At 57.2% G+C, this 13284-nt stretch carries 10 protein-coding genes and 1 riboswitch; all 10 genes read left to right on the forward strand.

The window, feature by feature from the left end; genetic code table 11:
- Positions 1–29 precede the first annotated feature (29 nt).
- The 10 genes from DB51_RS04640 to DB51_RS10290 all read left to right on the forward strand — a co-directional run bounded on the left by DB51_RS04640 (position 30) and on the right by DB51_RS10290 (position 13160).
- On the forward strand, positions 30–1925 hold the full coding sequence (locus DB51_RS04640) for a hypothetical protein (RefSeq protein ID WP_156958227.1): 1896 nt from the start codon (positions 30–32) through the stop codon (positions 1923–1925).
- Complete coding sequence (locus DB51_RS04645) at positions 1922–2992, forward strand: HAD-IIA family hydrolase (RefSeq protein ID WP_034252201.1); 1071 nt, start codon at positions 1922–1924, stop codon at positions 2990–2992. Before DB51_RS04640 ends, DB51_RS04645 begins: the two co-directional genes overlap by 4 nt.
- A gap of 14 nt (positions 2993–3006) precedes the next feature.
- The gene (locus tag DB51_RS04650; RefSeq protein ID WP_034252205.1) at positions 3007–3198 is read left to right on the forward strand and encodes a hypothetical protein; all 192 of its coding nucleotides are present in this window, start codon (positions 3007–3009) and stop codon (positions 3196–3198) included.
- A gap of 1 nt (position 3199) precedes the next feature.
- Positions 3200–3973, forward strand: coding sequence for a TlyA family RNA methyltransferase (locus tag DB51_RS04655; protein ID WP_034252206.1), 774 nt, complete (start codon positions 3200–3202; stop codon positions 3971–3973).
- A 343-nt stretch (positions 3974–4316) separates the two neighbouring features.
- A complete protein-coding gene (locus DB51_RS04660; RefSeq protein WP_084674559.1) occupies positions 4317–5288 on the forward strand; it encodes an NAD kinase in 972 nt (323 codons plus the stop codon).
- 12 nt (positions 5289–5300) lie between these two features.
- Positions 5301–7166: a DNA repair protein RecN gene (gene recN / locus DB51_RS04665; RefSeq protein WP_034252207.1), complete on the forward strand. Its 1866-nt coding sequence runs from the start codon at positions 5301–5303 to the stop codon at positions 7164–7166.
- A 131-nt stretch (positions 7167–7297) separates the two neighbouring features.
- Positions 7298–7413, forward strand: a riboswitch (TPP riboswitch).
- On the forward strand, positions 7406–8230 hold the full coding sequence (gene thiD / locus DB51_RS04670) for a bifunctional hydroxymethylpyrimidine kinase/phosphomethylpyrimidine kinase (RefSeq protein WP_034252210.1): 825 nt from the start codon (positions 7406–7408) through the stop codon (positions 8228–8230). (Overlaps the previous riboswitch by 8 nt.)
- The gene (locus tag DB51_RS04675; protein ID WP_034252212.1) at positions 8227–8895 is read left to right on the forward strand and encodes an HAD family hydrolase; all 669 of its coding nucleotides are present in this window, start codon (positions 8227–8229) and stop codon (positions 8893–8895) included. Before thiD ends, DB51_RS04675 begins: the two co-directional genes overlap by 4 nt.
- A gap of 148 nt (positions 8896–9043) precedes the next feature.
- On the forward strand, positions 9044–9805 hold the full coding sequence (gene tenA, locus DB51_RS04680) for a thiaminase II (protein WP_034252213.1): 762 nt from the start codon (positions 9044–9046) through the stop codon (positions 9803–9805).
- Positions 9806–11522: 1717 nt separating this feature from the next.
- Positions 11523–13160 carry an isopeptide-forming domain-containing fimbrial protein gene (locus tag DB51_RS10290; protein WP_162174622.1) on the forward strand — a complete coding sequence of 546 codons (1638 nt, stop codon included), beginning with the start codon at positions 11523–11525 and terminating at the stop codon, positions 13158–13160.
- Positions 13161–13284: the final 124 nt, after the last annotated feature.

The following is a 13284-nucleotide window of genomic DNA, read 5'->3' on the forward strand; positions in this document are numbered from 1 at the left end:
CCAGTGAATTATCGAGGATAAGGATGAACATGGCAGAAGATAGCGGCGCATCAGGGCGCGGGGGGCAGTCTCGATCGGGCGGTCGTTCACAGGGCGGGTACTCTCACGGAAAGGCGCGCCGTCCTTACGGTGAGCATCGTTCTTCCGGAGAACGCAAGTCCTATGGTGAACGCAAGTCTTATGGTGACCGTCGTTCTTCGGGCGAACATAAGTCGTCTGGCGAACATAAGTCCTACGGTGAGCGCAAATCATACGGTGAGCGCAAGTCCTACGGCGAGCATAAGTCGTCGGGTGGCTACCGTGGTGATGACCGTCGTGGCTCATCTGCGTCATACAAGGGCAAAGGGTCATACAAGGGCAAAGGCGCGGGTTTCCATTCGGATGGACCTGACAGACGTCCGCGTCGCGACGGGGAGAAATCCTACGGTTCGCGCTCTCACGGTTCCTCGCAGGGGCAGGGCGGTGGCAGAGACTTCCACAAGCGTGACGGTGCGGATCGCAGAGAGCATGATTCACGTCGTGATTCCTCGTCAACCCGTGGCGGATTCCGTCCACGTCGTGACGGTGAGGGGCGCAACAGCGAGCATGGCTCATATGGCCGTCGCAACGGTGACGGGCAGCGAAGCGAAGGTCAGCGTGGAGGTCAGCGCAGGGAAGGATACCGTCCACGTCGAGACTACGACAATCGCGACGGTGAGCGTCGTTTCAATTCGCATAGGGACAATGAACATCGTTCCCCGAGACGGGACGATGACAATCGGAGCAGGGGGTACCGCGGCGATTCGCGCGGCGACTCACGAGGTGAGGATCGTCGCGGCGGAGAGCAGCGCGGTTCATTCCGTCGTGAAGGCGGCCAGCACGGCAACTATCGTGGTGGCGGCGACAATCGTCGTAGCTACGACCGCCGTGGCAACGATCGCGATAATAATCGCGGCAACGGCCCACGGCATGACGGTGGCCAGAATCATGGTGAGTACCGTCGCCATGACGGCCGCGGCGGATACGGTGAACGCAATAATCACCATGACCGCGGCGACCGTGGCGGGTATCAGCGTCGCGATGAACGCAGCACGGAGCATAGCGGCGACAACGCGCAGCGCCTTGACAAGCCACGACGCAACTCCGATGGCACCATATCCTTCCCATCGCAGAACCCGTATACGGACCGCCGTCCCGGAGAGCCGAAAATGCCGAAAGGCATGGAATGGTCGATGCTCTCCAAGGACGAGAAGGAACGTCTTCGCGGTCTGAGCAAGGAGCATGCCGAGAACGTCGGTCTTCACATGCTTGCCGCGTATTCCATCGAGGAGGAGGAACCCGAGCTGGCGCTGGAACACGCCAAGTGGATTGCCCGTCAGGCTTCACGCATCGACCTGGCCCGCGAGACGCTCGCATTCATCGCCTATCGTCAGGGCGATTACAAGCTGGCCTTGAAGGAGTTCCGTACCGCCTACCGCATGAACGGGTATCTGGATTATCTGCCTTTCATGGCGGATTGCGAACGTGGACTCGGCAACCCCCGCAAAGCCATCGAGGTGGCTTCCTCCGAAGAGTCGAAGCAGTTGCAGGGTGATGCCAAAGCGGAGATGTTCCTGGTGTACGCGGGTGCATTGGGTGACCTCGGTCTGTGGGATAAGGCCATTGAAACGGTGCACACCCTGTCCCTGGCGAAAGGTCTTTCCGGCGGATACCGTATGAGGGCCGTACAGGCTGAGCAGAACTTCCTGGAGCAGAATGGCCGCAGCGAGGACGCGCTTGCGCTCGAACCGCTTCTGGACAAGCTCGAAGCCCAGTATGCCGACGAGGATGACGAGGAAAGCTCACAGGACGTCGCCGTGGATTACGACCTTGAAAAGCTGTCGGACAGCGAACTGGAACAGATTGGCATCGAAGCAGAAGACGGCGGTTTTCGGAGGCGGTCATGAGTCGCTACATTCTGGGCACTGAGGGCCCTTTGGCCTCGAATTACGCCTTGTCGCTGCTGGATTTGGATGGTGTGGTCTACAGGGGCAAGAATCCTGTGGAGCATGCGTCCGAAGCTATCGCGGCATCGGAACGACTGGGTATGCGTGCCTCGTACACGACCAATAATCCCTCTCGTTTTCCGAGCACGGTAGCCGACCAGCTTCGAGGTTTCGGGCTGAGTCTGGGTGATGACCAGATCATCACTTCGGCGATCGTCGCGGCACGCATGCTGGCGGATCGTTTCGCGCCCGGCACTAAAGTCTACGTCGTCGGAGCGGAACATCTGCGGGACGAGCTGCGCAAAGCCGGTCTGGTCGTCGTGGACGATGCCGATGAGCATCCGGACGTGGTACTGCAGTCGTGGCATGCCGACCTGAGCTTCAATGAACTCGCGCAGGCAGCGTATGCCATTGAGGGCGGCGCCGAATACTATGTGACGAATCGTGATCTCACCATTCCACGTGAGCAGGGCATCGCCCCAGGTAACGGAGCCTTGCAACTGGCCGTTATCGCGGCGACCGGAAAGCAGCCTGTCGCTTCGGCGGGCAAACCCGAATCAGCCATGTACGACGAGGCCCGCGTGCTGTTCTCCGCAACGGATGACATCGTCCCCGTGGCCAAATCCCTGCCGGTCGGGGATCGTCTTGACACAGACATCGAGGCGGCCAACCGAGGCGGATACGACTCGCTGGTGGTGTTGACGGGCGTTGCAGACCCCCGTCAGATTCTCACCGCTCCGATGATTCAGCGACCGACCTTCATAGCCCGTGATTTGCGTGGATTGAATATGACGCATCCTCTGCCTCTGCGCAATGCAGATGGCTCATGGCAGTGCGGCGGGTCCGTGGCTTCCGTGGCTGACGGAGCGATACGGCTCGCTGCGGCAGAGCAGGTCTCCGGTCAATCGGACGACGGTCTCGATGCCTTGCGTGCCGCTTGCTGTGCCGTGTGGGAGACGGTGGATGCCGCCGGCGGCGCATTCGATCCTGCCGAGTTGAGCATTCCCTCCGCTTTGCTCGACATCTGAGATTCGGGGGAGTCATGACGGACGACATCGCAGGACACAAGCCGGACGAAACGCGGCCGACCCAGGCAGAAGCGCTCGAGGAATCCGTGTTTGAGCGCTTCCCCGGGCTGGACGGCATCGAGGAACAGGACTTCGACACGCAGATTGCCTCCTACTCCGAGGTTTTGCGGACTTTGGAGCAGGAACTGCAGCAGCACAGGAGTTGATATGCCGAATACCGGTGCCGGTGCAGGCGATACTCTGCACCGTCTTGATTCAGCAATCGTGGCGCGTGGACTGGCGGATTCCAGAACCCGAGCCCAGCGGCTTATCGACAAGGGCGCGGTGAAGGTCAACGGCGTTCTGGCCGGCAAAGCTGCGCAACGGGTGAGCGCTGATGACGAGGTGACGATTGATAAAGGCGATGATTACGCATCCCGTGGCGCGTACAAACTTCTGGGCGCATTGGAGCATTTCGTTCCCATGGGCCTGCCATCTCCCGGAGGTCGTCGTGGTCTGGATATCGGCGCTTCCACGGGTGGGTTCACCGATGTGCTGCTAAGGCTCGGAGCCGCAGAGGTTATCGCCCTCGATGTCGGTCATGGTCAGCTCATCGGACGTATCCGCGATGATTCGCGCGTGAGGGTGTTGGAAGGGGTGAACATCCGTGATGTGCAGCTCGAGAATCTGCCTTTTCAACCCGATTATGTGGTTTCGGATGTATCGTTCATCTCCCTGCGCTACGTGATTCCGGTCATCGCACGCTTGCTTCCGCCCACGGCTCCCGCCGTATTGCTGGTCAAGCCGCAGTTCGAGGTGGGCAAGGAGCATCTGGGCAGGCACGGCATTGTCGATGACGACGATTTGCGCAATCGTGCGGTCGACGGTGTCGTTGCCTGTGCACTCGAGTGCGGATTCACCGTCAAAGCCTGCATTCCATCTCCCATAACCGGAATGCATGGCAATGTGGAGTTCCTGTTATGGCTCGAACAGGCATCCTGAAGGGGTGGAATCCGGGTCGTTGCACGTCTGTGTAGGGATTTTCTTAGAGAACACGAGTATGTGCTTCGCGCGAAGACCGTTTTTGGCGGAATCATGCGGAATATGAATTCGCTGACCGCCTGTCTACTTGGAAATCACTACACAACAGGTATGGGCATCGTATTTCACGCACAGCCATGTTGCATAACAGGTGGTTTAGGATTGATACCGGCGACAGTGCGTCGGTGCAAGCACATCGGGTAATACGCACATCGGCGCATAGGTGCATCCGTGCATCAGCAGTAGGGTCGACGGACGAGGCCAGGGCCTATGCTCGGGAGCCCGATAAGGAAGGAACCACAGTATGGGCCAGCGAAACGCGGTAGTGGTTACGCACAGCCGCCTACGCAGCAGCGGAACGGTTGTTCGTGAGGCAGTCGAACAGTTGAAGCAATCAGGCTTTGCCGTGTCCATCATCGACAATCTTGAAGCGCCGGAGTTCGGCACGCCCTCGCCTGTGGTCAGTGAGGATACGGAGATTGTCGTGGTGCTCGGGGGAGACGGCACCATTCTGCGCGCTGCCGAACTGGTCAAATGCACGAATGTTCCCATTCTTGGCGTGAATCTGGGTCATGTCGGCTTTCTTGCGGAATTTGAAAGCTTCCAGATGAGCGAGGCGATGGGTAAGATTGCCGCCCATGATTACTCGATAGATTCTCGAATGATCGCGCACATCGATGTCTGGCTTCCGGGTGCCGAGAAACCCATCAGCGATTGGGCATTGAACGACGTGACCCTGGAGCGCTCCGACCGAGGCAAGATGGTCGAGGTCAGCATTCGGGTGGACGATGTCGAAATGAGTTCCTTCAGCTGCGACGGCGTCATCGTCGCCACGCCGACCGGTTCCACGGCATATGCCTTCTCTGCGGGCGGTCCTATTATCTGGCCGGATGTCAAGGCTCTGCAGTTGGTTCCGCTGGCTGCTCACGCCTTGTTCGCCAGGCCACTGATTATCGGCTCGGATTCGAAGTTCTCATTGGACATTCTCGACGAATCGACATCGGATGGTTGGATTTGCTGTGACGGGCGTAGACAGCTCGGTCTGCCGCGAGGAACGCATATCGAGGTCAGGGAGTCGCATGACACCCTGCGGTTGGCGCGACTGTCCGGTGTGCCGTTCACGAGTCGACTTGTAACCAAATTCGATTTGCCGGTCGTTGGCTGGCGAGAACACAGATTTCAGAAGGGTGCCCGACGTCTGCTGAATAATCAGCAGGGGCTGAAGGGGTTTGAGCCACCGGAGCAAGGCGAAGGTCAGCAGACCATTCGCCGGTAAAGAAGATGAGCGATGCTTGAGGAACTCGAAATACGCAATCTCGGTCCGATACGCCATGCCGTGTTGTCGCCACGAGCCGGAATGACCGCCATCACAGGTGAAACCGGTGCGGGAAAGTCGATGCTTCTGGACGCTCTGCGTCTGGTATCTGGGGCGGCAATTCAGTCGGGCAGGGCTTCTGCAGGAGCACAGGACGATGTCTGGGCTCAGGCGGTGTTCGCCGTGTCATCAGATTCAGCCGCCGAGGCTTTGGCGAAGGATGCCGGTGCGGTGGGGGATGACGGTGAGCTGTACCTCACCAGGTCGGTTCCTGCGCATGGTCGCTCACGAGCTTTGCTGAACGGGCGCACAGTGCCGCGAAGCGTGTTGGCGGGCATCGCCGCCCACATGATTACCATTCACGGACAGTCGGATCACATGCGCATAGCCTCCGCTGCCCGACAACGTGACTTTCTCGACCGATATGCCGATGATAGTGAGCAGTTGACGGCGTATGCGCAGTCATGGGAGGCCTTGCAGGCGATTATCCGCAAACTTCAGGCGCTGGATGGCGAGCAGGCGGCCGCACTGGCCCAGGCGACCTATCTGCGTGAATCCATCGAACGCATCAATGCTGTGGACCCGCATAAAGGCGAGGACGAGGAGCTGAAATCCCGCAGAGAACGCATCGAGAACGCTGCCTCCATCGCACATGGGGTAGCTTCCGCATTGAGTGCACTCGACCCCTCGCAGATGGACGTGGATGCGCAGCATCAGGGAGCTCTGTCGCTGATTGACGATGCCACACGGGCACTCGAGGACATCCACATCAAGGAACCCTTCGGCCAGGCGGCGGACACCTTGAAATCGTTGAGTCAGGAAATCAGCGATGTGGTGTTCACTTTGAGCGGTCAGATAGATGACGAGGACAGCCTGGGTGATCTCGACACCATCAACGGTCGTATCCATGAACTCGATGAGCTGACGAAGCGGTGGGGGCCTGGCATCGACGATGTGCTGGCATGGCGTGACCAGGCGGAAAACGATGTGCAGGACATGGACGCGTCCCCTGAGCGCTTGGCAGCCTTGCGTGAGGAGCGCGACGAGCTGTTCCGGCGCGCGCTCGCCGCGGCAAGGTCACTCAGTTCGGTGAGGCGGCAAGCTGCGGAACGCCTGAGTGAGCATGTGGGTACCGAGCTGGCTGCCTTGGCCATGCGGGGCTCCGTACTCGACGTTGTGGTGAGTCCCCGTGATGCAGGCAAAGGCGATGAGTCGGATGTTCTCGACGCTCACGGATGCGATGACATCGAATTCCTGTTCACGGCTTTTCCCGGAGCTCCGCGTCTGCCGATGGGCAAAAGCGCTTCGGGAGGAGAGCTCAGCAGGTTGATGCTTGCTCTCGAATTGGTGGCTGCAGAACGTAGTTCCGGTGCGCAACGTAGTTCCGGGGAACACCACGGTGACAACGACGAAGGCGTGTTCATCTTCGATGAGGTCGACGCCGGTGTTGGCGGCAAATCTGCGGTTGAGCTGGGCAGACGGCTCGCTCAACTGGCACGGAGCGCCCAGGTGATAGTCGTGACGCATCTTCCCCAGGTTGCTTCCTGGGCTGATACGCAGTTCGTGGTATCGAAGGGCGTGTTCGATGCACCCGTTGATGAGACGGCAGCGAAGCTTGAGGGCTCCGAGACCTCAGGCAGTCGTGGCAATGGCGAGAGCAACGACCGCAGTGAGAATGACGGGCATATTCCATCAGTGCATATTCCATCAGTGCAGACCGTGGTCCAGGAGGTGCGGGGCTCTCAACGTGAAAGGGAGATTGCCCGCATGCTGGCAGGTAGCGAATCCGAGACTTCTCTTCGCCACGCCCGGGAGCTTCTGGAATCCAGCAGTCTCTAGCGCCTTCCGGGGCGTGGGTGTGCATCGGCGGGAGTCTGCCCTGAGTTCTTCGGGAAGGGACAATTCCAGCCATCACTGCTCTTGCACGGTCACCCCGTCCTTGTCGGGTTTCGGCGGTACGGTCGGGATGATTCTTGTTACAGGGGAACTCGAAGGAGTTGAGAAAGGCAACGGGTGAACGGCACCCGGGCCTGACCCTTAGAACCTGTTGGCTAATACCAGCGTAGGGAGGAACAGCTATGAGCAGCTTAATACCCGTACTGTCGATTGCGGGGTCGGATTGCTCCGGTGGAGCGGGCATCCAGGCGGATATCAAATCCATGAGCGCCAATGGCGTATTCGCGATGTCGGTCATCACCTCAGTTGTCGCAGAGAACACCGCCCGGGTGATTTCGGTGTTGGATGTGGATGCGAGCATCATCGCCGACCAGATAGATGCGGTCTTCGAGGATATTCCGCCGAAGGCCGTCAAAGTCGGTATGCTCGACAGCCCGGACATCATGAAGGTCGTGGTTGACAAGCTCAACGAATATCAGGCTCCGAATGTGGTCATCGACCCCGTGATGTACGCCAAGAACGGTGCACCTCTGATGGACCCGTCATGCATCGGATGGCTTATCGAGACCGTGATTCCGCGTGCGGATGTCCTGACGCCGAATATCCCCGAAGCGGAGCGCATATCGGGCATGTCCATCACCGATATGGATTCGCAGCGTGAGGCGGCCCGCCAGATTCAGGCGATGGGGTGCGCCAGCGTGCTGGTCAAAGGTGGCCACGCCACCGGGGATGCGACCGATGTGCTGTTCGATGGTGAGCGTTTCTATGAGTTCACGGCTCCGCGCATTCACACCAAGAACACGCACGGCACCGGATGCACCTACTCTTCGGCGATTGCGTCGAATCTCGCCCTGGGGCTTCCCTTCCACAAGGCCATCGAGAAAGCCAAGCGATACGTGACGATGGCCATCATGCACTCCCTGGAACTTGGCAAAGGCAATGGGCCGACGAATCATTTCTGGGATTTGTATGCACATGGACTCGAAGGCTTCAAGGAGAACGAATGAGCCAGAAACTCAATGAGGGCAAGGGCGTCATCTTCGACCTCGACGGCACGTTGCTTGATTCGATGGGCGTCTGGGATGACCTGGATGCCGAGTCCTTGGCGAAGCGCGGCATCGAGATTCCCGATGATTTCGGCTCTACGGTAGCCTCGATGCAATTCCGTGACATCGCGGTATATACCATTGCCCGTTTCGGGCTTGACGACACGCCGGAAGAGCTGATGCAGGAGTGGAATGACATGGCGGCGAAAGCCTATGCCACCACGGTGCAATTGAAGCCACATGCGGCCGAGTATCTGCGGTATCTGCGCGAAAGCGGAGCCACGCTGGCCGTCGCCACCACATTGCCTCCAGAACTGCGCAATCCGGCGCTGGAACATGCCGGCATCACCGATTATTTCAACGTGATCTGCAGTGTTGACGATGCCGGCGGCAAAGGGAAGGAACATCCGGACGTGTATCTGCATGCGGCGGAACTTCTCGGAGTCGCGCCCGTACATTGCACCGTGTTCGAGGATTTGCTGGTGGGCATCGGCACCGCGAAAAGCATCGGCATGCACCCGTGGGCCATGTTCGACGCTTCTTCCGAACAGCAGTGGCAGGACATTTCGGCTTTGGCGGAAGGTGCGATTCACGACTTCTCCGATGCCCCGCGCGAACTGCGCTGAAGCATACAAACGCACAAACCGCACAAACCGCGCAAATCTCACAAATCCGCATTATTTTCCGAAACTGTGCAAACAACCACGTCTGGAGCTGCGAATCCGGCTGGTAGCGTGCCGAGATGCACAGTTTCGACTACAGGAGCATCAAGCCATGTCAACGAAACGTTCAGCAGCAACGCCAATACCCTTCGACCAACTCAGCAGGGCGGTCAGCACACCAATCGCGCGAAGGTTCTACAAGGTCGCCAGTGATGTGTGGCAGCAGGGATATGAGCAGCCCTTCGTCCAGGAGTTGGGTAAGGGGACGCTCTCCAATGAGCGATTCACCTTCTACATGCTTCAGGATTACCTGTATCTCAACGATTACGCCAAAGTTCACGCGCTGGCGATGACGAAAAGCGAGGACGACCGCATCATCGAGAGAATGGTGCAGGTCCAGCAGGCCATCGTGGGCGAACGCGAGCAAGTGCATAAGACCTATATCGAACGGTATGGCATCACCCGTGAGCAGATTGCCGGAGCCAGGCAATCGGCATTCGCACGGGCTTACACCTCGAATATGCTGGCGATTGCCTATGCCAAACCCTTGGTCGACGTGCTGGTCGCCGTATTGCCCTGCGCATGGGTGTATGCGGATTACGGCACTCGTCTGGCCCAGGATTTCAGCGAAACCTTGCCGAATAATCCTTATCAGGATTGGGTGGAGATGTACGCCTCCGATGATTTCTGGCAGAGCGCCGTGTGGCTGCTGGACATCATCGAAGACGAGACCAGAGACCTCAGCGCAAAGCGACTCAAAGAGCTGGATTCGATATTCCGCATCGGTGTGGAGCACGAATACATGTTCTGGGACAGCGCCTACCGCATGCAGCGTTCGTGGAAACCCGAATGGGACACACCAGACCGTCGCTGACGTACCGTCGTTGATTTGCGCCTGATTGGGATGCATCAACCATGTGCTGAGCTGGTTTTTACAGCTCGACGAACGAGATCATTGAGCTGTCAAGTACTCAGGGCGCATATGGCCGAGCTGAAAATTACTCGCACAGGAATGAATCGATAGTCATGCCATCGCATAACCTATACATCATGTATGATGTTACCCATCATGTTCGTTGCATGTTCCTTTCGCTGATTCAGGGCGTTTCGTCTGATTGATGCCGGTCGCGGGGGGGGGTGCTGTTTTCGCTTCGTTGGGTGGTGCTCTTATGGGTCGGTTGCGTGATATTCGTGCTCGTTTACGGTGTTCCGAGCGAAGTCGGGGAATATCCGCTGTGGCTGCGTTCATACTCGCCGGGTTTATGCTGTTGACTGGTGCGCTGATGTCTATGCCCGTGACTCAAGCAGTGGCGGATGCGAGTGATTACGGGCCCGATGGCTATTTCAGTTCTTTGAAGAACGAAGCTCAGCCGATGAAGATTCCTATAGTGTCAGAAGCAAAATTCCAGCGAATATTGTTCGGTAAGTCCGGTGATGGAATGCCGAATCCTGTATTTGAGATTGGTTTGAGCGATGTTGAAACCGTCGAAAATGACGGTAGATATCTTGTCATTGGAACGGGGGAGCTAAATAGCTCATTAAATTACGCTCCGACCACTGATAACGCAGCGGACATGTGGGGATGGTCAAAAACTACTTCGCTAACTTCAGGTGAGGCGTTATTGTGGGCTGAGGACGTGGTGTCATCCGTCGTTCAATACGACTCTTATGGGCATACTACAAATAATTCATTTGATTCGGACGAGTTTGCATCTAGCGTTGCGAAGGTGTCCAAGACAATGGATTCGAATAAATACTATTCAGATTTTGAATTATCCCTATTGGGAGATGCACAGGTACTTTCTGGGGTCTGTGCGAAGTCATCTGGCTGCTCGTCGGGCTATACAACTGAACAGTCTGTATCACATGGACAGTATCGTATTTTCCCATTATCTCTGGGGGACATGAAGTATTATTTCGCTAGGGATGTCGGGTGGGTTAATAATTTTAGTGATGTCTGTACCAAGCGTCGTTGTGAGGGTGGGGCTTGCAGCAATGGTACGAGTGGATACTGGTTACGTTCGGCATATTGGACAAACGCTGGATTGTCGTATGTTGCATCCGGAGGCTCTCCTGGGGATGCCCTCAAGCAGCCCATATATAGTCAATTGGGTTTCCGTCCTGCCTTGCGGTTGAATTTGTCCAATCTTTTGTTAACAGCCGCGAGCGATACGCAGGAACAGAGCGATTCAGCGAATCTACAAATGACATATGTGGAAACAAATAAGAATTTGCTTACATGGGATGTTAATTTGCTCGAGGATGAAGGTTCATATTCGTTGAGTTTGAGCGGTCTCTCAAATTTGGATGAGCATTCAGGTATGGGCTGGAAAGTGGTTGATTCCAAAGAGACATTAGACACGACCGATGATGTTGTTCTTGGTTCTGGGCGTACGAATACCTCTGGAAACATGCAGTTGCCAAAGAATCTAATGACTGATTCAAATAGTGAATATGACTTGTATATTTGGGGTCAGCAGCAAGGTAATGCTGAAAGTGGCTGGACGAACAGAGCCACCACACCTATTAAGGGCACGATACAAGGCTGGCAGGTGAGGATGCCGGAACCTCCCGTTTCATTTGGTATCGATTTGACTGGTACTACGACGGGTACGTTGAAGGCGTACCGTATCGGCGAGTATGACGAGGTGGCGTTCACGCAGACTGGAGCGTTGAAGAGTGTGCGTTTGGATACTCCCGAGGATTTGGGCACGGTGTTGAAGACGGCTGCCGAGACGGCTGGCGGCAGTGATGTGGATGCGGGTAATCCGATTGGCTGGGTGGCGTCTCGGTGGCTTGGGTATCCGACTGACCCGGCTAGTGATGATGTGACTTCGGCGTTCAGTCCGTATGCTGGCAGGCTTCAACTGTTCGCCAGGGCGTTGGCGGATGCAGTGACCGCTGATGGTGATGAGGTTCTTGGCGGGGTGCAGGGCAGTCTGAATGGTTTGGATGCTCCTGTTGGTAATCCCGTGACCTTGCCGGTGTCTGGTCCGGGCTTGTATCTGATTGTGGATTCCAGTGGCACGTCCCTGCCGATTATCGTGGGTACGAAGGTGTTCAACGAGGCGATGGAGGACGTGGTCGAGGATGGGATGGTGGATTTCGCGGATGCGGGCGTTAACGGTAAACCCCGATTGGGTCAGGCGGCGTTGAAGACCACGGTGACGGATGTGGCGAAGTTCGTGGTGAATGATCCCGGCTCGGATGGGTTCGATGTGGGGTCTCGTGTGGATTTCGAGGTGCAGGTTCCGGTGCCGTCTTCGCTTCCTGATGGGGTGTCGTCCGACGAGTATGTGTTTGACGTGGCGGATTCGCCTGATAGTTCATTGAAGTTTGATGTGTCTCGTGGTGTGAGCGTGCTGTTGGATACGCAGGATGTGAGCGGTGAGCTTGCTGGTGATATCACCTTCACCGAGGATTCGTTGAAGGTGTCGAATGTGGGGAAGCTGTTCGCTGAGGGTGGTTCTTCCCAGGTCGTATTGCGTGCCGGGATGTCTGGAAAGACGGTGCTTATCCGCTATTCGGCGGTGTTGCAGACGGATGCTCTCTTGTCGAAGCCTGCCGATGTGAAGGCGAATGCGAATACTGTCACGTTGACCCGCACGAAAAGTGCGGTCTTGCCTGATGGCTGGACTCTTGACGGTGATGCTGGAACTGAGTGGAAGCAGGCTTCGTCCAAGGTGTATTCCTTCCGGGTGGATGTGGTGAAGGCCGATAAGGATGCGTTGTCCACGAAACTGGCAGGCGCTGAATTCGAGGTGTCACGCGATGAACAGACCTTGAAGTTTGTGAAGTTGGCCGGTGAGGGTGAGTATCGTCTGGCGACTCAGGGCGAGACGGGTGTCACGACTGTGTCCACCGGCGCGGGCGGCAAACTCTCCCTGCAAGGCGTGGAGGCACGGGAGCTGTCGTTCAAGGAGACCGTGGCCCCGTCAGGCTATTTCAAAGTGTCAGATTTCGTGATTGGGACTGTTCCCACGTGGAATGAGGATGTGAGTGCAGTGACCGCGGTCAGCTATGAATCCTCGGGTTCGAATCTGGCGAACGTGTCCGAGGACGGCGGCCATGTCGCGGTCCTCGACCCTGCGTGGAGTCTGGCGAACCTGCCCTACACGGGTGGTATAGGTATTCTCATCCTGCTCGTTGTCGGTGCTCTAATTCTGGTGTTCGCAGTCCGCCCGTATGTCCTCTCCAAGCGGGCCGAGCGTGACGCGAATCTCATCTGACCCTTGTCTCCGGGAACTGTGCACAACCGGACGTGAAGCCAGCAAATCAAGCTGCTTCACGTGCTGTTATGCACAGTTACTCATTCACGGGAACGTGTTACATGCGAAACTGTGCACAAGAGCA

The sequence above is a fragment of the Bifidobacterium crudilactis genome (assembly GCF_000738005.1).
GTDB lineage: Bacteria > Actinomycetota > Actinomycetes > Actinomycetales > Bifidobacteriaceae > Bombiscardovia > Bombiscardovia crudilactis.

Excerpts from the sequence above, each read along its gene's own strand:
- DB51_RS04640 (WP_156958227.1), top strand. The coding sequence starts at position 30 with ATGGCAGAAGATAGCGGCGCATCAGGGCGCGGGGGGCAGTCTCGATCG.
- DB51_RS04645 (WP_034252201.1), top strand. The coding sequence starts at position 1,922 with ATGAGTCGCTACATTCTGGGCACTGAGGGCCCTTTGGCCTCGAATTAC.
- DB51_RS04650 (WP_034252205.1), top strand. The coding sequence starts at position 3,007 with ATGACGGACGACATCGCAGGACACAAGCCGGACGAAACGCGGCCGACC.
- DB51_RS04655 (WP_034252206.1), top strand. The coding sequence starts at position 3,200 with ATGCCGAATACCGGTGCCGGTGCAGGCGATACTCTGCACCGTCTTGAT.
- DB51_RS04660 (WP_084674559.1), top strand. The coding sequence starts at position 4,317 with ATGGGCCAGCGAAACGCGGTAGTGGTTACGCACAGCCGCCTACGCAGC.
- recN (WP_034252207.1), top strand. The coding sequence starts at position 5,301 with ATGCTTGAGGAACTCGAAATACGCAATCTCGGTCCGATACGCCATGCC.
- thiD (WP_034252210.1), top strand. The coding sequence starts at position 7,406 with ATGAGCAGCTTAATACCCGTACTGTCGATTGCGGGGTCGGATTGCTCC.
- DB51_RS04675 (WP_034252212.1), top strand. The coding sequence starts at position 8,227 with ATGAGCCAGAAACTCAATGAGGGCAAGGGCGTCATCTTCGACCTCGAC.
- tenA (WP_034252213.1), top strand. The coding sequence starts at position 9,044 with ATGTCAACGAAACGTTCAGCAGCAACGCCAATACCCTTCGACCAACTC.